This window comes from Micromonospora sp. NPDC049051 (assembly GCF_043197575.1).
Taxonomy (GTDB): domain Bacteria; phylum Actinomycetota; class Actinomycetes; order Mycobacteriales; family Micromonosporaceae; genus Micromonospora.
Window position 1 is genome coordinate 646822 of the sequence record NZ_JBICTL010000001.1, and the last position, 20664, is coordinate 667485.

Consider the following 20664-nt stretch of genomic DNA (forward strand, 5'->3'; position numbering starts at 1 on the left):
GTGGCACCCGGCGCACCGCCGCCGGCCAGCGATTGTGATCTTGTTTCTACCTTGTAGGTTGTACGCGATACCTATGGCCTGTGCGCGGGAGGAGGGGTGGCCGTGACCGAGTGGGAGCCGGCCACCGACGCCGAAGCGGCGATGCGGGACGCGCTGCGCGCCAACGATCAACAGCTCTACTTCCGCGTCCTGGCTCGGACCGAACTACTGCTGCCGGTCTCCGCCGAGGCGCTCGCGGGGACGGCGCCGGTGGGCTGGGGCACCTGGACCACGGGTGGCCGTACGCACGTGTTGGCGTTCACCTCCGGGGCGGCCGTGCGCGCCTGCCTGGGGGAGAACGGCGGCACCGTCCGACGCGTCCCGTACGCCGATCTGGCCGACAGTTGGCCCAACCACGAGTGGTGGCTGGCGGTGAATCCCGGCCTGCCCATCGAGGGCTACCTGCCCGCGTGGTTCGTCGCCCAGCTCTCCCGGGGCGACGTCCGGCTGCCCGGCCGCACCATGGGTGCGCGCGCCCGGCTGGAACGGGTGGAGACGGCCGCGCGGGCGCGGGCCCAGGCGGCGGCCCACGACACGCCGGGCGGGTCGATTGCCGGTGTGCCCCGGCCCGAGCCCACGGCCGCGCCGACCACCGGCCGGGTCCCCGCGTCGGTCTGGCCCGCCGCGCCGGCGGAGCCGGCCCGCCCGCCCGCCCCGCCGACCTTTCCGGCGGACCATCTCGACCCACGCCGTGGTGCCCCGACGGCCGGCGGACCGGCGCGGTTCGACGCCGCGACGGCACCCGACCGGCCCCCGCCACCGCGCCCCGCGCCGCTCACCGAGCGCCCCAGGGGCCTGCCGCCGCCCGACGCGCCGTCGACCAACGGCCGCCCGGCCGGGGAGACGCCCGAGCGGCCGAACCGGTCGTTCTTCGAGCCGGCCTCCGGCCGCGCCGCCGCCTCCCGGCAGGAGGCGCTGCGCTCAGGCGAGCGGGCGGCTCCGCCGCCCCGCCTCACGCCCGGCAGCCAGCCCTTTCCCCGCCGCCGGCCGCTCTCGGAGCCGGTGCCGGAGGACCCCACCCGCCCGATCCCGAGCGCCCCGACCGGTGCTGAGCCGACGCAGGCCTTCACGGCACCCGGCGGCGAGGCGACCCGGGCCTTCACGGCACCCGGCGGCGAGGCGACCCGGGCCTTCACGGCACCCGGCGGCGAGGCGACCCGGGCCTTCACGGTGCCCGGCGGCGAGGCGACGCAGGCCTTCACGGCACCCGGCGGTGAGCCGACCCGGGCCTTCACGGTGCCCGGTGCTGAGCCGACCCAGGCCATCACGGTGCCCGGCGGTGAGCCGACCCGGGCCTTCACGGTGCCGGGGGCCGAGGCCACGCAGGTGTTGCCGCCGCGCGGACCCGACGAGGAGGCCACCCGGGATCTCCGGGCCCCCGCCCCGGAGACCGGCCCACCACCGGCGTACGGCGTGCGGCGCCCGGAGCCGACCGAGGACGTGACGCAGAAACTGCCCCGCCGACAGCCCACCCCCGAACCGGTCGGGCCCGAGCCGGCGGCGGCCTCGGACGCGGAGCCGGTCTCCGCACCGCCCGCCCCCCGGCGCGGGTTCACGCCGATCGTCATCGAGGGCACGATCATCGAGTCGCGGGACCTCACGGGCCCGCCCGCGGCCGGGCCCGGCGCGGCTGCCGACGAGACCGTCTCGCTGTTCGAGCCCGTCCGACGTCGGCGGGAACCGGTGACCGCGTCCGCCGCTCCGGCCGACGCCACACCTGAGCCCGCCGCCGCGGCTCCGCCGCCGTCCGCCCCCGCGGCTGCACCGCCGTTCGCCGCCGGACCGCCGTCCGCCGATCCGCCGTCGCTCGCCGCTCCGATGGCGTCCACCGAGGCGGTGCCGCCCGCCGCCCCGTGGTCCGGTGCCGCGTCCGCCCCCGCCGCTCCGGCGTGGTCCAGCCAGGAGCCGGCCCCCGACGGTTCGTCGGCCTGGGAGGCGTCGACGACCGTACCGGTGCCGGGTGCCGGTGCCGCCCCGGAAGAGGCCGCGCCCGTGGCGCCGGCGCCCACCGGTGTCACCGAGGTCGGCGCGACCGCGGGGACGGGGACGGCGTGGCCGGTCGCGGTCGGGGAGGCGCCCGGAGCCCCCGTCGCCGACGAGCCGACGACGGGCCGTGTCGCCGGTGACGTGACGCCGGACCCCGGTCCCGCCCCGGTCGACTTCCAGCCGGCCAACGAGGTCGAGGAGAACATGCTCGACGCCGCCGGGGCCGGCAGCACCGACACGTTCCTGTCCACCCTGCTGCTGGCCCGCGTGCTGTTGCCGGTGGCGCCCGACTCCGCGCCCGGCGCCCGGCCGGGTGAGCCCGGCTTCGTCTGGCGTACGGAGGAACTGGACGGTGAGCCGTACGTCGTCGTGTACACCTCGCCGGAGCGGCTGGCCGATCACACCGACGCGCCGGTCGAGACCATCGAGGTCCGGTTCGTCCAGCTGATCCGCCGCTGGCCCGACGAGTCCTGGTCGTTCGCGGTGAACCCGGGCACTCCCGTCGGGGCGAAGCTGCCCGGGGAGCAGATCCTCGGGCTGGCCAACTGGGCGGCCGAGGTGGGGCTCGGGGACGACACCGGGGCCGAGGCCGAGCCGCCCGCCGCCGAGGAGCCGGTCAGCCGCCCCCGCTACGCCCCGCCCGCGCCCGACCCGGCGCGGCCGATCGTCATGCAGAAGGCGGTCGCCCCCAGCCAGCTCGCGTACTACCTGGAGCGGGGCTACGACCGGGTCTCCGGCTTCGTGCACCGGGCCGGCGAGCTGGCCCACCTCAACACCCCGGCCCAGTTGCACGACGCGCTCGGCCTGGCCTATCCCGACTCCCCCTTCGACAGGGACGCCGGGGAGATCTACGTGCTGCGCTGGCCCGCGCACCGGCCGAGCCTCTACCGGATCCCGTACGGGGGGCAGAACGAGGCCGCCATGCGCGCCATGGAGGGCTGGGTCATCGAGCGCCCGCCGTTTCGGGGCAACGGGTTCGCGCCGGGCGAGAGCAGCGACGTGGTGGCGGAGTTCAAGGTGGACAGCGCCCGGCTGCCACACGGCGCGCAGCTGTGGCGGATCGGCGCGGACGGCACCGAACGGGTGGTCGCCATCCTCGACACGGACGCGCTGCGGTGGCGACAGGTCGGTGAGCAGTGATGCGCGACGGCTACGTGGCCCGCTGGCAGGGCCGGGAGTACCAGGCGAGCCCGGACGGCGACGACGTCCGGCTCTACCAGCCGGAGCCGGGCGAGGGCTTCGAGGAGATCCGTCCCGGCCGGTACGTCCGGGTGCTGCCGGCCAGCGAGATCGACGACCTGGCGTACGTGCGTACCACCTGCACCTGGCAGGGGCAGCCGTTCATCGTCCTCGGTGAGCACGACGGCTGGCTGCGGGTGGAGTACACCGGCGGGCGCTGGCCGGTGGCCCGGGCGATGGGGCTGGAGGTCTTCGACTTCGGCGTCTACCAGGGCTGGGCGCCCGCCACCGAGGTCGCCGACCTGCGCGAGAAGCGGGTCTGAGTCAGGACTTCGCCCAGCGCAGGATCTCGCCCAGCACCACGTCTGTGGCCTCCACGTGCGGGAAGTGCCCGACGCCGTCCAGCAGCCGCCACTCGTAGGGTGCCACCACGTAGCGGCCGGAGCCCTGGGCGGTACGCGGCAGGGAGGCCTCGTCCAGCGCGCCGTGCAGTTGCAGGGTCGGCGTGACCAGTGGCTTCTGCATCAGCCGGACGAAGCGGTAGCCGTGCAGCCGGAGCACCGAGCGGAACGCCCAGCGGTAGCCCTCCAGGGCGCAGAACGCCGCCTGCGGGATGCGCATGGCCTCCCGGCACCGCGTCGCGTACGCCTCGAAGCCCGGCCCGCCGACCCAGCGTGGCCCGCCCCAGCGACGCAGCATCTCCTCGACGGCCGCGGCGTCGTCGCGGGTCAGCACGTGCTCGTAGCGGGGCAGCTGGAACTTCAGGGTGGGCGTGGCCGCGGCGAACTGCCCGCGCGGGTCGGCGAAGATGGCGGCCCGGAGCCGGAGCGGGTGGGGAGCGCCGAGCACCACCAGCCGGCGGACCAGGGACGGGTGGAACGACGCCACCGTCCACGCGATCATGCCGCCGACGCCGGTGCCCACCACGGTGGCGGAGCGCTCGCCGAGGGCCCGGATCAGCCCGGCGACGTCGGCGGCCAGGGTGTAGCCGTCGTACCCCCGGGGCGGCTTGTCGCTGGCGCCGTAGCCGCGCAGGTCGACCGCCACGGCCCGGAAGCCGGCGTCGGCGACCGCCGGCAGCATCTCGTGCCAGGCCCACCAGTGCTCCGGGAAGCCGTGCAGGAACAGCACCATCGGGCCGGCGCCGGCCTCCACGACGTGGAAGCGGCTGCCGTTGGCGCCCACGAACCGGTGCGTCCACGGCCCCTCGGTGAGGACGCACGACTCGTCGACGGGCCCGCCGCGCTGCTCGGTCATGACAGACAGCCTAGGACCCCCGTGCCGGCCGGCTCCGCCCCCGACCCGCGTGATGGCCGGGAGCGCTCGGGCGGGGTCGGCCGGGATCGCTCAGGCGGGGCGGGCCGGTCAGCAGACAAGGGCTGGTTCCCGCGACGCTTCCCGGCTCCCGGCTCCCGGCTCCCGGGTTCCGGCTCCCGGGTGCCGGGGCCGCACGCGGCTGGAGTGTGGAAAGGGCGATGCCCGGGCAGGTCACCTGCCCGGGCATCGTGTGTTGCTGGTGGTGCGGGATCAGCGGATCAGGAGATGCGGATCTTGGTGTAGACGCCGTCCTTCTCCAGGACCTTGATCTTGGTGCCGGTGGCCGGGAGCTTGACGCCGTGGTTCGGCAGCTCCGGGTACCAGTACTGCTTGGTGTCGTCGAACAGCGGCTCCGCAGCCTGGCCACGGATGTACTGCGGCTGGCTGTTGAGGTGCAGCGTGAACGAGTCGGCCTTCTTCAGGCTGAACGGCGCGTCGTAGACCTGGACGCGGGCCCGCCACGGCTGGCCGGTCAGGTTGTAGATCGGCCGCGGGTGCGCGTCGATGATCAGGTTGCGACCCTCACCCGGGTGCGCGAACGTGTCGTTGTCCGCCCAGCGGGTGTTCCAGTAGGAGATCAGCAGACCCTCCTGGTACGCGTAGTGGTCCACGTAGTCCGGGCGGGTGTTCGCGTAGCCGAAGAAGTACGGGCCGGTCTTCAGGTACTTGTCGTACGAGATGTACTGCCGGGTGCCCGCGATGTAGTAGTTGTCGTACAGCTTGGTGTAGGTCTCCTCGGCGACCGAGAAGCCACCGGCGAGCGTCCAGCCCGCGGCACCGGTCTCGGCACCGTCGGAGAGGACGGTCTGACCGTCGGCGGTCACGGTGATCGCGTCACCGTAGAAGCCGCCCGCGGAGAGACCACCGTCGGTCTGGTAGCGCAGCCGGACCTGCGCGACCTTGCCCGCAGCCACGTCCAGGGGGATGACGATGTCGGCCCACTGGTCGTCGGTGCTGCCGTCGAGCGCGTAGCGCCCGGCCGAGATCTCCTTCAGCGGCTGGCCGTTGGCCGTGCCGGGCAGGGTCACCCAGGACTGGCCGCCGTCCAGCGACGCCTCGAAGAACAGGTAGTCGTAGTCTTCCTCGATGTTGTAGCGGCCCTTCATCGACAGCGACGCCGACGACTTCCCGGTGAGGTCCAGGGTCCGGGTCATCGTGCTGTTCAGGTCGTCCTGGTTGCCGGTGAAGAACTGCTTGGTGCCCTCGAACGGCTTGCCGTTCTCGAACGTGTACTCCCGCTTCGGGAGCACCACGACGACGCCCTGGGCCTCGTCGCTGTTGTACTCCTGCGGACCGAGGGTCATGGTCCGCTTCTGCCCCGCGACGACCACCTCGTAGTCGAGCCAGCCGAGCTGGAGCTTGTTCCACGCGCCGAGGTCGCCGCCCCGGTCGCCGATGCCGCCGTCGTTCTTGGCGCCGAGCCGGCTCTGGGCCATCAGGGTCCAGTGCTCGTTGTTGTTGTCCCCACCACTGGTGACGTTGTAGTCGTCCGGCAGGCCCAGGTCGTGGGCGTACTCGTGGTAGAAGACGCTCCGGCCACCGTTCTCCGGCTGGATGGTGTAGTCGCCGATCCAGAGGCCGGTGTTGCCGATCTGGGTGCCGCCGAGCGGGTTGCCCACCGGGCCGGTCGAGCCCTGGTCGGACGCGTAGGCGTACCAGCGGTGGCTCCAGATGGCGTCCTCGCCCTGGTGCGGGTCACCGTCGGCCTCGTCGCCACCGGAGTGGACGATCTGGAAGTGGTCGATGTAGCCGTCCGGCTCGTTGAAGTTGCCGTCCGAGTCGTGGTCGTACCGGTCCCACTGGTCCATCGCCGACAGGTCGGCGGCGATCTGGGCGTCGGTGCGGCCCGCGGCCTTCTGGTCGGCGACCCACTGGTTCGCGGCGTCGCGGACCAGCGCCCAGGTGTTGGTGCAGACGTTCGAGCCGCACGGGTAGCCGCCGGAGCGGCCGTAGCGGGCCTCGTTGTACTGGACCTTCACCCAGTCGGTGACGGTGCCGTCGACGCTGTAGCGGCCCGAGGACTGCGCCTCGAAGTACTGCTTGACCGACTCGTCACCGGGGTTGGTGCCGAAGTAGAGCTTGCGGAAGTAGTCCGCGTTGTAGTCGGCCTGCCACACCGTGGAGTTGTCCACCGCCCGGTTGGGCTGGGGGATCTCGTTGTGCAGCGGACCGTCGAACCGGGTCGGACCCGGGGTGTTCGGGTTCGTGTCCTGGTCCGGGTAGTTCGGGTGACGCTCGTTGCCGAACTCCGCCAGGATGACGAAGATCCGGTCCGTCTTCTCCCGGGAGAGCTCGACGTACTGGTCCTCCGTCTGGGCGGCGGCGTTGGCCCGGGTCGAACGGGCGTTGGCCCCCTCGGCCTGGGTCTTGCCGACCTTGACGACCGTGCTGCCGTTGATCTTCTGCGGCTTGACGCGGCCCGAGAGGACGTCGCTCAGGCCCTCCTGGCGCAGGGCGCGCCGCTTCTCCTCCAGCGGGTTCGGCAGGTCGTGGTCGACATGGGCTGGCTCGGCGACCGACGGAGCGGCCGTCGGCAACTTCGGCTGCGGCGCGGCGCTGGCGGACGATCCGAACGCCAGTCCTGTCGCCGTCAGCGAAAGCCCGAGCAGACCCACTGCGACTTTGCGCACGTGGTACCTCCGGTTTGAGGGAACCGACCCAACGGGGGTACGGGTCGGTGAGACCGATCCCACTAGTGGGACCAATGGTGAACATAGACACTGATGTGACCGGTGGGAAGATGCGTGCGTCGATTTGTTGCAAAGTTTTGTTGGGAACGCTTTTCACCGTCACATCCCGGCCCTTCGCGAGCGCGGTGAGCTGCGCGGACGGCCGCACCTGGGCGAGAAAGAGACGGTTTTCGATAGGCGTGATCGCCGGCGGGAAATGTGTGCCGGGCCACCATCCCCGCCCGTCCCGCTGGTGCTTCAACACACTTCGTGGCCGCCGCCCGAGCGCGGGTACGCAGGGCGGGGCCCGCCCGGAGAGCAGCGTGCTCCCCGGACGGACCCCGCCCGTCTTCCGCTCGGTCGACCCCGGTCAGTTCCTGGCGGGGGTGACGTGCACCGTGGCGTACGAGTTGTCCCTCGCGGCGCGCTTGATGGTGATGGTGACGCCGTAGGACACGCCCTGGTCACCCGGGTTCCCGGTGCCCAGCACGATGGCGCCGCCGCCCAGCGTCACCCCGTAGTAGGAGGGTGCCGGCGTACCGTCCGGGTTGGTGACCCGGGTGGTGTACGGCGCGTTGCCCTTCGACGGGACGACCACGGAGGCGTCGTTGTCCCGGGCGTACGCCGCGCCGTCGCGCATCTCGATGCCCGGGTACCAGCCCTTCGCGTCGGTGAAGCCCTTCACGGGCGGCTGCGCCGGGAAGTTGGTGCAGTACTCGCTGTACGGCTCGTCCGCCGCCTCCAGACACTCCTTGAAGGGGTACGTGGCGTTGAGCGAGAAGGCCGCGTTCGCCGACTGCGGGCGGCTGGGCAGGTTGTCCAGCACCGACGGGTCCTTGACGGCCGCCTCGCCCGTACGCCGGTACGGGTCGAAGTGCGAGTCGACGATCAGCAGCCCGCCCTTGGCGCCGTAGCTGGGCAGCGCGGTCATCTGCGCCGTGGTGTGGTTGACGTCCCCGAGCGCGGTGTCCCGGTACCAGACGAGCATGCCGGGCGCGTTGTACGAGATCCGGTCGACCTTCCACGCGTCGCGCGAGTAGACCGTGTCGTAGGTGTACTTCAGGCCCTTGTCGAAGCCGTCGAAGTTGCGCCACTCGGCCAGGTAGTAGTGCGCCTGCACCGAGGTGCCGCTGGCGGTGCGCCAACCCGGGCCGGTGGTGTCGACGAAGGTGCCGCCGGTGGCGGTCCAGCCGTTGGCGCCACTCTCGACGTCGTCGCTCCAGGTGGTGGCGCCGCCGCCGGTCACCGAGAAGTCGTCGGCGAACCAGCCCCGCTCCACGAACGCCTCGTCGGTGGCGTAGCGGAGCCGGAGCTGCACGGTCTGCCCGGCGTACGCCGACAGGTCGACGTAGTCGTGCCGCCAGCCGTGGGTGTCACCGGTCAGGCCGTACTTCTTGTTGCCGAAGTCGACCATCCGGCCGTTCGGGTCGGCGTAGCCGTCGTTCGTGGTGACCAGGTTGCCGGCGGCGTCGTAGACCTTCTGCTCGGTCCAGGTGGTGCCGCCGTCGGTGGAGAGCTCGACGAAGCCGAAGTCCCAGTCGGCCTCGATGACGAAGTTGTTCCACATCCAGAACTTCGCGTCGGCCGCCGCCGGTACGGCCACCTGGCGGGTGATCTTGACGTCCGCCCAGTTCTGGTCGGCGCCGGTGTACCACATGTTCGCGCCGCTGTGCGGCGTGGCCAGCGTGATCACCTTGTCCGGCAGGTCGATCTTGATGCCGTCCTGGGTGCCGCGCGGGGTCCGCGAGGTCTGACCGAGCTGCACGGTACGCGGGTCCGCGCCCGGGGCGAGGGTCAGCGGGTCGGCCCAGCCGAGCACCCACTTGTCCCACAGTCCCATGTGCGTCGGCAGCGCCTGGAAGATCTCGCCGGAGTGCGATCCCGAGGCCATCAGGTCCCAGAAGTCGACGTCCGAGTCGGCGTTGCCGGAGGTGTCGTAGAGGTCCGGCAGGCCCAGGTCGTGGCCGAACTCGTGGGCGAAGACTCCGACGCCGGCGTCCTCCGGCTGCACGATGTAGTTCGAGACCTGGAGGTTGGTGCCGGGGATGGTGTAGCCGCCGGTGATCGAGGAGGAGTGCGCCCACACGGCGTACGTGCCCTCGGCACCGCCGCCGCGGGACTTGCCCTGCCCGGCGTGCACCAGCACCAGGTGGTCGATCACGCCGTCCGGCTCGAAGAGGTTGCCGTCACCGTCGCGGTCGCCCTGGTCCTCGGTGTCGTAGTCGGCCCACGGGAAGTTCGGGTTCATCCTCGCGAGGGCGTCGATCGCGTCGGTGGCGAGCCGGCCGGCGCCCTGCGGGTTGTCCGGGTGGCCGTTCATCGACTGCTGGCGCCCGGCGACCCAGTTGCCGTTCTCGTCCTGGAAGCAGCGCGAGGCCGCGTACCAGCCCTCCGAGTGCGGGACGGTGATCCACGGGCTGGCCTGCCCGTCGACCGTGTACGCGCCCTTGGACATCTCCAGGTACATGTTGTGCATGGTGCGGCCGGTCAGGTCGATGCCCGGCCTGCCGTCGGGGCCCCGCAGGTCCTTGCGGACCCGCTCGGTGATGCCCTTCTTCGAATAGAGCATCTTGTCGTAGTGGGCGGGGGAGAAGTCCGGCACCCACATCGAGTTGTTGTCCTCGTGCGGCAGGTTCGCCGGGTTCGGGATCCGGTTGTGCCGGGGCCCGTTCTGCACGGTCCCGGGGACACAGGTCCGGTCCTCGAAGACCGTCCTGGGGACCATGACGCCGGTGAAGTCGTCGTTGGCCTGGTCGTTGAACTCCACCAGCAGGGTGAGCAGCTTGGCGGTCTGGGTGGCCGGGGCCTTCTTGATCTGCCGGGGGCTCTTGCCCGTCATGATCGACTTGGCCTCGTGCTTCGCGAGCTGCTCGGCCGCGACCGGGTTGCCGCGGGCGTACTTGCGGTCGTAGGCGCGTGCCTCCTCGACCGCCGGGGCGTAGACGCCGCCCTTGCCCTTGACCTCGCGGCCGTTGCTGTCCGGCTGGACGGCCGGCTCGGCGTAGTTGATGTAGTACTCGTCGGCGCCGATCGTGGCTCGGGCGGGGCCGGGCTCAGCCGCCGCCGTACCACCCGTCACGGTCAGTGACCCGGCGGCGAGGGCGAGGGCGGGCAGCGCGACGAGCAGGCGTCGACGCGACCCGGATTGCGGTTTTCTGTTCATGCCGCTCCGTTTCTCGGGCATGGGGAGGAGGAAGTCGACCGGGCCCTGTCGATGTGACGCCCATCGAAGCGACCCGATCTGCGTGAACGTAGAACAGAAAACAGGGGAACGACAGGGGTCGACAACAGCCTGTGTCCGTTCAGCTTCTCTCGGCTCACCCGACCGACCGATGTGACAGTCCGCGACCGGCCGGTCGTACACCCGTAAGAAAACGACGATGGGTGACGGTCCGCGAGGGACCGCCACCCATCGGGGCGTACGCCTGCGTCAGTCCTCGTCGGACTTGCCGCCGCTCATACCGGACGAGATCAGGTCCATCACGGACGAGTCCTGGAGCGTGGTGACGTCGCCGAGCGAGCGGTTCTCCGCCACGTCGCGCAGCAGCCGGCGCATGATCTTGCCGGAGCGGGTCTTCGGCAGCTCCGGCACCAGCATGATCTGCCGGGGCTTGGCGATCGGCCCGAGCGTCTTCGCCACGTGGTTGCGCAGCTCGGCGATGAGCTTCTCGCCCGCCTCGCCGGCGGTGTCCGTGGTGCCGCGCGGGATGGCGAACGCGACGATCGCCTGCCCGGTGGTCGGGTCGGTCGCGCCGACCACGGCCGCCTCCGCCACCGACGGGTGGGAGACCAGCGCGGACTCCACCTCCGTGGTGGAGATGTTGTGCCCGGACACCAGCATCACGTCGTCGACGCGGCCGAGCAGCCAGATGTGCCCGGCGTCGTCCTTCTTCGCCCCGTCCCCGGCGAAGTACATCCCGTCGAACCGCGACCAGTACGTCTCGATGAACCGGTTGTCGTCGCCCCAGATGGTGCGCAGCATCGACGGCCACGGCTCACGCAGCACCAGGTAGCCACCGCCGCCGTTCGGCACCGACTGGCCCTGGTCGTCGACCACGTCGGCGACGATCCCGGGCAGCGGCGTCATCGCGGAGCCGGGCTTGGTCGCCGTCACGCCCGGCAGCGGCGAGATCATGATCGCCCCGGTCTCGGTCTGCCACCAGGTGTCCACGATGGGCAGCTCACCGCCGCCGACGTGCTGCCGGTACCACATCCACGCCTCGGGGTTGATCGGCTCGCCCACGCTGCCCAACAGCCGCAGCGAGGACAGGTCGTAGCCGGCGGGGATGTCGTCGCCCCACTTCATCATCGTGCGGATGAGCGTCGGGGCGGTGTAGAGGATGCTGACCTTGTACTTGCCGACGATCTCCCAGAACCGGCCCTTGTGCGGGGTGTCCGGGGTGCCCTCGTACATGACCTGGGTGGCGCCGTTGGAGAGCGGGCCGTAGACGATGTAGGAGTGCCCCGTCACCCAGCCGATGTCGGCGGTGCACCAGTAGACGTCGGTCTCCGGCTTGAGGTCGAAGACCGCGTGCGTCGTGTACGACGTCTGGGTCAGGTAGCCGCCGGTGGTGTGCAGGATGCCCTTCGGGCGGGCCGTGGTGCCGCTCGTGTAGAGGATGAACAGCGGGTGCTCGGCGTCGAACGGCTGCGCGTCGTGCTCGGCCGAGGCGGTCTCGACCGTCTCGTGCCACCAGCGGTCCTTGGCCGACCAGGCGACCTCCTCGCCGGTACGGCGCACCACCAGCACGTGCTCGACCGACGGGCAGTTCGCCACCGCCTCGTCCACGGTCGGCTTCAGCGCCGACGGCTTGCCCCGGCGGTAGCCGCCGTCGGCGGTGATCACCACCTTGGCGCTGGCGTCCTGGATCCGGTTGGTGAGCGCGTCGGCGGAGAAGCCGCCGAAGACCACGCTGTGCGTGGCGCCGATCCGGGCGCAGGCGAGCATCGCGACCGCCGCCTCGGGGACCATCGGCAGGTAGATCGCCACCCGGTCGCCGGCGGCGACGCCCAGCTCGGTCAGCGCGTTCGCGGCCTGGCAGGTGAGCCGGTGCAGGTCGGCGTACGTGATGGTGCGGGTGTCGCCCGGCTCGCCCTCCCAGTGGATGGCGACCTTGTCGCCGAGGCCGGCCTCGACGTGCCGGTCCAGGCAGTTGTACGCCACGTTGAGCTGCCCGCCGACGAACCACTTCGCGAACGGCGGCTTCGACCAGTCGAGCACCTGGTCCCACTGCCGCGCCCAGGTCAGCCGCCCGGCCTGCCGCTCCCAGAACGCCAGCCGGTCGGCGTCGGCCTCGTCGTACGCGTCGGCGGTGACGTTGGCGTTCGCGGCGAGTTCGGCTGGCGGCGGGAACTGGCGCGTCTCGTTCAGCAGATTGGCCAATGCCTCGCTCATGCCGTGCTCCCTCGTCGATCGGGTGACCTGCGTCTCTCTAGGGCAGAAGGTTAGTCGGGGCGACCAGCGCGGGCGACCGCCGGTTCCGCCAACGCGCGCCGAGCGGCCCCCGCGACGCGCCGGACGGTGATCCGGACGCAAGGAAGGGCCACTTGGCAGGGCATGAACGACCCTGCCAACGTCGGAGCGGGTGGCGCTTGTCGCTTTCGGTCGGCTCGTCGGCGGGGCATGCCGGGCAGTCGATAGCGTGACGGGGTGACCGCCGACCCGCTCGCCCCGCTGCTCGCGCTCGCCGACATCGCCTCCGCCGTCGAGCGGGCCCGCGAGCGGTTCGACCAGGCGTTGGGGCACCGCGCGCTGCGCCGGCACGGTGGCCAGGTCGCGGCCGAGGTCAGCCTCCGGTCCGCGGTGGCCAGCGCCGCCCTGGAGGGGTACGCCCGCGACCGCGAGGCGGTACGCGCCGGAACGGTGACCGAGCCCGTGGTCCAGGGCGCGCTGCGGGTCGCCGGGGCGCTGCCCGGCCTCACCGAACTCTGGCCGAAGGCGCCCCGGCAGGCGCTGGCGAAGCTGCACGTGCTCGCCGCCCGCGACGTCGTCGGCGAGGCCGAACTGGGCCGTCCGGTGACCGACCCGGTCGTCGCCGCCCGCCTGGACGGGCTGGCCGGGCTCGTCGCCGGCGGCACGAAGGTCTCGCCGCTGGTGCTGGCGGCCGTCGTCCACGGCGAACTGCTCAACCTGCGCCCCTTCGCCGGGCCGTCCGGGGTGGTGGCCCGGGGCGCCGCCCGGCTGGTGCTGCTGTCCAGCGGGCTCGACCCGCGCGGCCTGCTCGCCGTTGACGTCGGTCACCACGAGCGCGAGCCCGAGTACGTCGGCGCGGCCGGAGCATTCGCCACCGGCACCCCGGACGGCCTGCGCTCCTGGCTGCGCCACTACATGGCGGCGGTGGAGGTCGGCGCCGACCAGCTCACCACCATCGGCGACGAGATCCTCGCGGCGTCCTGACCGTCCCCGGCTGGCGGGCTCAGGCGGGCGTGGGGGTGGTGCGGGTGCGGCGGTGGCGGCCGTACCAGGCGATGCCGATGGCGACACCCACGCCCACACCCAGCGCCGCCGCCGCGACCGGGACGGCCGGGCGCTCGCGCAGCCGCCGCCCCAGGGGGATCGGGTGCCGGAACTCCAGCACCGGCCAGGAGTTCTCGATCGCGAGCCTGCGCAGCTGCCGGTCCGGGTTGACCACCGACGGATGGCCGACGCACTCCAGCAGCGGCCGATCGCTGTACGAGTCGGAGTAGGCGTACGAGTCGGCCAGGTCGTAGCCGCGTTCCGCGGCCAGCTCGCCGACCGCGTCGACCTTGCTCGGGCCGGCCGCGTAGAACTCGACCTCGCCGCTGTAGCGGCCGTCCACCACGCCCATCCGGGTGGCGATGACATCGGTGATCCCGAGCAGTACGCCGATCGGCCGGACCATCTCCTCGCCGGAGGCGGAGACGAGGACGACGTCCCGGCCGGCGGCCTGGTGCTCCTCGATCAGGGCGGCGGCCTCGGCGTACACGTAAGGGTTGATCAGCTCGTGCAGGGTCTCCGCGACGATCTGGCGGACCTGTTCCACCGGCCAGCCCTTGCAGAGCGCGGCGAGGTAGTCCCTTGTCCTGGCCATGGTCTGCTCGTCGGTGCCGCCCAGCCGGAACATCAGCTGCGCGTACGCCGACTTGACCACGTCACGCCGGGTGATCAGGCCGTCCCGGTAGAACGGCCGACCGAACGCCAGGGCGCTCGACTTGGCGATGACGGTCTTGTCCAGATCGAAGAAAGCGGCACTTCGGCCCACGGCGCGAAAGTCTAGCCGGATGGTCTATGGTCGGCGGGTGCCCGGGGCCCAACGACCCCTCGGAGCTGCGGGCCGAGCCCCCGCCACCCTCGCGCACAGTGACGAGAGTCACACTCTGCGAAATTTATTTCGCGGGGAGTGGGGGCGGCACCACTCGACGTATACACGTTCGCTCAGGCAGACTTGTCGACGCGACGAGCGTTCACATCTCGTACAACAGGCAGACCCTCGGCGGTTGCACCCCCCGCGACCGCTGAGCGGGTTCGGCTCGACCCCCCCGGAGCCGAACCTTCGACGACCCCCGTCTCCCCCCGACGGGGGTCGTCCCTTTCCCGCGTGCCTATTTGTGCAGGTGGATGGGCCTCGCCCCGGCTGGCGCGGCGTGGTGCCAGGCGGAGTCAGCGAACGTCAGCCGGACCCGATGGGCGTAGTCGTCCGGGGTGTGCGTATAACGATTGAGCGTCGTTGACGACCGCTTTGTCGAAGGGGAGCAGCACGACGCTGGAGCGCCACTACCTGTACGGGGCGTACTGGATGCTGCGGGACCAACGCCGCCAGAAGGGTAGCGGCAGGCATCCGGCCGGCGCTTCGCCTCCGATCTCGGTCTCCACGGTTCCATCGGCGAGCAGGACCGAGATGGCCGAGCGACCCGGAGCGAACACCTCCCGAACTCTGCCGGCGATCACCGAGCGAGTGATGTCTTCAAGCAGAGCGACGTCTTCGGGACCAGCGCCCAGTTCCCATCGGCCGCCGTAGTCGCCGACCTGAAGGATGAGCTGATCGGAGAACTCCGCCCAGCCGAAAGCGCGAGCACGAGGATTGCGCGGTGTGACGCTGACCGATATCCCGCCCTTGCAGTCGTCGATCTCCACAGTCGCCACCGCCGCCAACTCCTGTGCCAGCTGCCTTGCGATTCTCAGAGTCGTCGCTGACGGCTGGTCGGTGCCGGGTTCGTCCAGGCCGTGCCCATCACTCACGGCGTCACTCTGCCAAACCAACGGCCGAGAAGTCCTGATCTTCGTCGGGCGGATCCGGTCGCCGCGCCCGGGTCCGTCTCCGGAAGGCACAGGTCATGACCACCTTGGTCGCCTGCCCTACTTCTTGTTCGAGCTGGACGGCAGTCTCCTCTCGTAGAAGATTTCCGCGTACGTGCCGTCGTGGTATGCCGGGATCTCGACATAGCCGTGCCGCAAGTAGAGCGCACGGGCCTCGACCAGGTCGAGACGGGTGTCGAGCACGATTCGTTCCGCGCCCAGGTCACGCGCGAGACTCTCCGCCGCGACCAGCAGCCGCGCGCCGCCGCCCAGGCCCCGCAGCGCGGGGCGCACGAACATCCGGGTCAACTCGGCGGTGTACGGGTCGAGTATCCGCAGACCCACGCAGCCGGCCGGGTCGTCGCCGTGTCGCGCGAGCAGGAACAGTCCGGTTGGCGGGGCGAGGTCATCGCTCGGAGCGGCGGCAAGGCCCTCTTCGATCTCCCGAGGCGTGGACGGGCGGCCGAGGTGGAGCTGGTGGTAGCGGTTGCTGACCTCGGTGTAGTAGTCCCGCAGCAGGTCTGTCGCCGCAGTGGAGCCGACGAGGGCCAGGCCCACGTTCCAGGCCTGTGCGGTCGGGACGGTGATGCTCATGCGCCATTGTCGGAGGGCCGGCATGGTCATCCAAACCAATTTGCGGCCGACGCCGAGCGCGACCGTCGGAGCCCATAGCAGATCGACTCGCGCGGCGGGCGTTGTCCACAGAGCCTGCGGTTATCCACAGGCTGTGGAGATCGGGCGGCGCCGAGGGGCGGTTCCGGAGCAGGGTCTCGGGTCAGCAACCCCGAGCCCGACCGCTGGAGGCCGCGATGCCACCCCGTACCTCCGTTCCACCGCACCGGCCCCTGCCGCTGCTCGTCACCTCGGACGGTGATCTGCTCGACGACCTGCTCCGGCTCGCCGCGGCGGGCGGCGTCGAGGTGGAACTCGCCGCCGACCCGGCGGCGGCCCGCACCCGCTGGTTGCCCGCTCCGCTGGTGCTGGTCGGCGCCGACCAGGCTCAGCCCTGCCTGCGGGCACGGTTGCCGCAGCGGCCACGGATGGTGCTGGTCGGCCGGTCCGGGGAGCTCGATCCCGGCTGGCAGGTCGCCGAGCTGATCGGCGCGGAGCACGTGGCGACGCTGCCGGCCGCCGAGCCCTGGCTGGTCGACCGGTTCGCCGAGTGTGGACCGGAGGGCGTCGAGCGGGGCGGCGCGCAGATCGTCGCGGTCCTGGGCGGGCGGGGCGGCGCCGGAGCGAGCATCCTGGCGGGCGGGCTCGCCGTCACCGCCGCCCGGGCTCGGCTGCGTACCCTGCTCGTCGACGCCGACCCGCTCGGCGGCGGCCTCGACCTGGTGCTCGGCTGGGAACAGTTGGAGGGGTTGCGCTGGCCGGCGCTGACCGGCGCCGACGGCCGGGTCGACGCGCCGGCGCTGGTGCGGGCCCTACCGAGCCGGGGTGACCTGGTGGTCCTCTCCTGGGACCGGGGCGACCTGCTCGCCCTTCCCGCCCAGGCGATGGCGGCGACCGTCGACGCCGCGCGTCGGGGCCGGGACTTCGTCGTGGTGGACCTGCCCCGGCAGTTGGACGACGCCGCCGTGACCGCGTTGCAGGCGGCGGACCAGGTCTACGTGGTGGTCCCCGCCGAGCTGCGGGCCACCGCCGCAGCGGCCCGGGTGGTGGCGGCCGCCGCACCGCACTGCGCCGCGATGTCCGTGATCGTGCGCGGCCCGGCACCGGGCCGCCTCGGGGCGGCGGAGGTGGCCCGGGCACTCGCGCTGCCGCTGGCCGGCACGCTGCGCCCGGAACCCGCGCTGGCCCGTGGGTTGGAGCGGGGCGAGGCCCCGGCCGCGCACGGTCGGGGTCCGCTGGCCGCGCTCTGCCAGCGGATCGTCGCCGAGCTGACCGGCACCCCGGCGGCGGGTGCGGCATGACCGGGCCGTCCGAGGGTGACACCCTCGCCGCGCGGGTGCGCCAGCGCATCGCGGCCGCGGCGGCGCCGGTCACCCCCGCCGCGATCGTGTCAGCCGTACGGGCGGAGCCGACCGCCGCCGTTCTCGGCGACACCGCCGTGCTGCGGATGGCCGACCAGGTGCACGACGATCTGGTGGGAGCCGGTCCGCTCGCCCCGTTGCTGGCCGACCCGGAGGTCACCGACGTACTCGTGAACGGCGTGCGGGTCTGGGTGGACCGGGGACGGGGCCTGCACCAGGTGGCGGTGCCGCTCGGCACGGTCGACGACGTACGCCGACTCGCGCAGCGGCTCACCGCCAGCGCCGGCCGACGGCTCGACGACGGTTCCCCGTACGCGGACGCCCGGCTCCCCGACGGCACCCGGCTGCACGCCGTGCTGCCGCCGGTGGCGACCGACGGGCCCTACCTGTCCCTGCGGACCTTCCGGCAGCGGCCCTTCACCCTCGACGAGCTGGTGAGCCAGGGGACGGTTCCCCGACCGGTGGCGCCGGTGCTCTCCGCCGTGGTGGCGGCCCGGCTGGCGTACCTGGTGACCGGCGGCACCGGCTCGGGCAAAACGACCTTGCTGAACACGCTGCTCGGGCTTGTCCCCGGCACCGAGCGGATCGTGCTGGTGGAGGACGCGGCCGAGCTGCACCCCCGGCACCCACACGTCGTCGGATTGCAGGCGAGGACGGCCAACGTGGAGGGCTCCGGCGCGGTCGGGCTGACCGACCTGGTGCGGCAGGCCCTGCGGATGCGGCCCGATCGGCTGGTGGTCGGCGAGTGCCGGGGCGGTGAGGTGGTCGATCTGCTCGCCGCCCTGAACACCGGCCACGACGGAGGCGCCGGCACCCTGCACGCCAACGCCCCGTCGGACGTGCCGGCGCGGCTGGAGGCCCTCGGGATGCTCGGCGGGCTGCCCCGGCCCGCGCTGCACGCCCAGGTGTCCGCCGCGCTCCAGGTGCTGCTCCAGGTACGCCGGAGCGCCGAGGGCCGGGTGCTGGAATCGATCTGCCTGCTGCTGCCGGAGGGCCCCGATCGGCTGGTCACCGCAGTCCCCGCCTGGGTACGCGGTCGGGGGCTCGACCTCGCCGCCCCGGCGCTCGCCGCACTGCTGCGGGAACGGGCCGTGCCGGTGCCGCCGGTCCTGACCGAACCGTGGCCCGGATCGGCGGGACCGAAGTGAGCACCCCGTTCGCGCTGGTGGCGCTGCTCTCGGCCCTCGCAGCGGCGGTGCTGGTGGCCGGGGCGGTGCGGGGCGGTCGGGGCCTGCGGGGCGTACTGGTTGCCGGCATCGGGGGAGACGTGCGCGCCGCCGAGGACCCGCTCGTCGACTGGATCGCCGAACTGCGTCGTACACCCGATCGCGACCCGATGACCCCTGCCGTGCGCGTCGACGGAGGCGTTGCGTACCCCCGCCGCGATGCGTACGACGAGCCCAGGGCCCACCTTCGGCAGCCACCGGCAGGCTCGGTTACTCCGACCGGCGGCGGTCTCGGCGGCGGACGCGTACCGGCTGGTGGGGATCGGTGGTCGTCGTGGAACGCGGCCGGCCGGTCGCCCTGGCCCTGGTCTGCCGGAGACGACCCCGGCGCGGCGCGACCAGCGGGATCGGTCCGCCCCGGTGACGGAGACCCCGGCCGGGCCCGACCACCTGCGCGGCGGGACGCCCGACGGCCCGGTGGAACGCCCGCCCCGACAGCTGCCCCGTTCCGTCGACCCGGGGCGGCGAGCGAACCGCCCGATGCAGGGCTGCGGGCGAGGTGGCTCCGGTCGGAGCTGCTGACGGAGTCACCGAGGCGTGCCCTGCTGCTCGCCGCGTCGGTCGGTGCCGGAGCCGGCCTGCTGCTGGCCGGCCCGGTCGCGGCGGTGGCCGTCGGCACCTACGGCACGTTGATCGTCCGCGCACTGCTTCGACGGAAGGCTGGCCAGCACGCCGTCCGGGCCCGTCGGCATCGGCTGGACCAGCTCTGCGGCCTGGCCGCGGACCTTCGGGCCGGCCTGCCGGTACCGGTCGCCGCGGAGCGGCTCACTTCCGGCGCGGCGGGGACCGACGGAGTCCCACAGTCGCGGGCGGAGACGGGTTCGGGTGAGCGCGGCGAAATCCCGGGGAGCAAGGCGGCGGACGACGATCGGGGCGGGGTGGGACGCCTGGACCGGTTGGCCGGTGCGGCCGTGCGCCTCGCCGACGAGACGGGCGCTCCGCTGGCCGAGTTGCTGGAGCGGATCGAGGCGGACGCCCGCGCGTCCGATCGTGGGCTGGCTGGGGCGGAGGCACAGGCGGCCGGGGCACGAGCCACCGCCCTGCTGCTCGCCGTTCTGCCGCTCGGCGGTATCGGGCTCGGCTACGGCATCGGCGTCGATCCGGTGGCCGTGCTGCTGCACACCCCCGTCGGCGGCGCGTGCGCGGTCGTCGCCATCGCGCTCCAGGTCGCGGGACTGTTCTGGGCCGAGCGACTCGGTGCGGCGCCGGGACGGGCGAGCTGATGCCCCGGGTGGCGCTGGCGGTGGGCTTCGTGGCGGCGGCGGCCCTGCTCGCCGTGATGCTCGCGGCGGGCCGGCGCCCTCTGCGGCGTCTGCGTGCCCTGCGCAGGGCGCCCGTCGGCGTACACCCGGCGGCCCTGCCCCGCCGACCGGTCGCTGCCGCGGGCGACGCCCCCGACGACGCCGTGTCCCGCCGCCGGCGACCGGACGCCATCCGCGTCGCCGCCGGCCTGGGCGGCGTGGCGGTCGTGGTCGTCGTCGGCGGAGTGGCCGGGGCGGTGGCGGCCGTGCCGACGACACTGCTGCTCGACCGGCTGCTCCGCCGCATCGAGCCTCCGGCCGTACGGAACCGGCGGCTGCGGGAGGCGGCCGATCTTCCACTCGCCGCCGATCTGCTGGCGGCGGCGATGAGGGCGGGAGCGCCCGTGGACAGGTCGATCCTGGCCGTGGCGGGGGCGTTGGACGGACCGCTCGCCGACCGGCTCGCCCGGGTCGGCCGGTTGCTGCGGCTGGGCGGCGGCCCCGAGGAGGCGTGGGCTCCGCTCGCGGCGGTGCCGGGGGCCGAGCGGCTGACGGCCGCCGTGTTGCGCAGCGCGAACAGCGGAGCCGCGCTGGCCGGCGCGCTGACCCGACTCGCCGACGACCTCCGCGCCGACCGGTCCACGGCCGCGGAGGCGGCCGCCCGCCGGGCCGGCGTGCTCATCGTCCTGCCGCTGGGGCTCTGCTTCCTGCCGGCCTTCATTCTCGCCGGCCTGGTGCCGGTGATCGTCGCCGTCCTCGGCGACGTGCTCTGACCAT

13 protein-coding genes and 1 pseudogene are annotated in these 20664 nt (G+C 72.9%); 7 read left to right on the forward strand and 7 right to left on the reverse strand.

All coding sequences use genetic code 11. From position 1 onward, the window contains the following. Positions 1 to 102 precede the first annotated feature (102 nt). Positions 103 to 3165, forward strand: coding sequence for an SseB family protein (locus ACGFIR_RS03120; RefSeq protein WP_393142925.1), 3063 nt, complete (start codon positions 103 to 105; stop codon positions 3163 to 3165). Then, complete coding sequence (locus ACGFIR_RS03125) at positions 3162 to 3527, forward strand: hypothetical protein (protein WP_393000981.1); 366 nt, start codon at positions 3162 to 3164, stop codon at positions 3525 to 3527. The genes ACGFIR_RS03120 and ACGFIR_RS03125 overlap by 4 nt, the downstream gene beginning before the upstream one ends. A 1-nt stretch (position 3528) precedes the next feature. Here ACGFIR_RS03125 and ACGFIR_RS03130 read toward each other — a convergent pair whose 3' ends face one another. From ACGFIR_RS03130 to acs, 4 genes are all read right to left on the reverse strand, one after another. After that, complete coding sequence (locus ACGFIR_RS03130; protein WP_393142927.1) at positions 3529 to 4461, reverse strand: alpha/beta fold hydrolase; 933 nt, start codon at positions 4459 to 4461, stop codon at positions 3529 to 3531. Positions 4462 to 4739: 278 nt separating this feature from the next. Then, positions 4740 to 7136 carry an immune inhibitor A domain-containing protein gene (locus tag ACGFIR_RS03135; protein WP_393143728.1) on the reverse strand — a complete coding sequence of 799 codons (2397 nt, stop codon included), beginning with the start codon at positions 7134 to 7136 and terminating at the stop codon, positions 4740 to 4742. Between the two features lie 424 nt (positions 7137 to 7560). Beyond that, positions 7561 to 10353, reverse strand: a complete 2793-nt coding sequence (locus tag ACGFIR_RS03140; RefSeq protein WP_393142929.1) for an immune inhibitor A domain-containing protein — start codon at positions 10351 to 10353, stop codon at positions 7561 to 7563. A gap of 267 nt (positions 10354 to 10620) precedes the next feature. Beyond that, a complete protein-coding gene (gene acs / locus ACGFIR_RS03145; RefSeq protein WP_393000975.1) occupies positions 10621 to 12585 on the reverse strand; it encodes an acetate--CoA ligase in 1965 nt (654 codons plus the stop codon). A gap of 255 nt (positions 12586 to 12840) precedes the next feature. On the opposite strand from acs, the gene ACGFIR_RS03150 reads away from it, so the two are divergent. After that, positions 12841 to 13587, forward strand: coding sequence for an oxidoreductase (locus tag ACGFIR_RS03150; RefSeq protein ID WP_393000973.1), 747 nt, complete (start codon positions 12841 to 12843; stop codon positions 13585 to 13587). A gap of 19 nt (positions 13588 to 13606) precedes the next feature. Here the strand turns inward: ACGFIR_RS03150 and ACGFIR_RS03155 are convergent, their stop codons facing one another. The 3 genes from ACGFIR_RS03155 to ACGFIR_RS03165 form a co-directional block, all read right to left on the reverse strand. Beyond that, on the reverse strand, positions 13607 to 14413 hold the full coding sequence (locus ACGFIR_RS03155; protein WP_393000971.1) for an HAD family hydrolase: 807 nt from the start codon (positions 14411 to 14413) through the stop codon (positions 13607 to 13609). Between the two features lie 512 nt (positions 14414 to 14925). Next, on the reverse strand, positions 14926 to 15390 hold the full coding sequence (locus tag ACGFIR_RS03160) for a hypothetical protein (RefSeq protein WP_393142931.1): 465 nt from the start codon (positions 15388 to 15390) through the stop codon (positions 14926 to 14928). Between the two features lie 117 nt (positions 15391 to 15507). Beyond that, positions 15508 to 16041 (reverse strand): GNAT family N-acetyltransferase, encoded by a 534-nt coding sequence (locus ACGFIR_RS03165; RefSeq protein WP_393142933.1) that lies wholly within the window; start codon positions 16039 to 16041, stop codon positions 15508 to 15510. A 215-nt stretch (positions 16042 to 16256) separates the two neighbouring features. Between ACGFIR_RS03165 and ssd the strand changes: the two genes are divergently transcribed. From ssd to ACGFIR_RS03185, 4 genes and pseudogenes are all read left to right on the forward strand, one after another. Continuing rightward, complete coding sequence (gene ssd, locus ACGFIR_RS03170) at positions 16257 to 17360, forward strand: septum site-determining protein Ssd (protein ID WP_393000965.1); 1104 nt, start codon at positions 16257 to 16259, stop codon at positions 17358 to 17360. Then, positions 17357 to 18568, forward strand: coding sequence for a TadA family conjugal transfer-associated ATPase (locus ACGFIR_RS03175; RefSeq protein ID WP_393000963.1), 1212 nt, complete (start codon positions 17357 to 17359; stop codon positions 18566 to 18568). The genes ssd and ACGFIR_RS03175 overlap by 4 nt, the downstream gene beginning before the upstream one ends. Before the next feature lie 485 nt (positions 18569 to 19053). Next, positions 19054 to 19869 (forward strand): annotated as a pseudogene (locus ACGFIR_RS03180) (type II secretion system F family protein); the annotation flags it as partial. After that, positions 19869 to 20660, forward strand: coding sequence for a type II secretion system F family protein (locus ACGFIR_RS03185; RefSeq protein ID WP_393142935.1), 792 nt, complete (start codon positions 19869 to 19871; stop codon positions 20658 to 20660). The pseudogene ACGFIR_RS03180 and the gene ACGFIR_RS03185, both read left to right, overlap by 1 nt. Positions 20661 to 20664 lie beyond the last annotated feature (4 nt).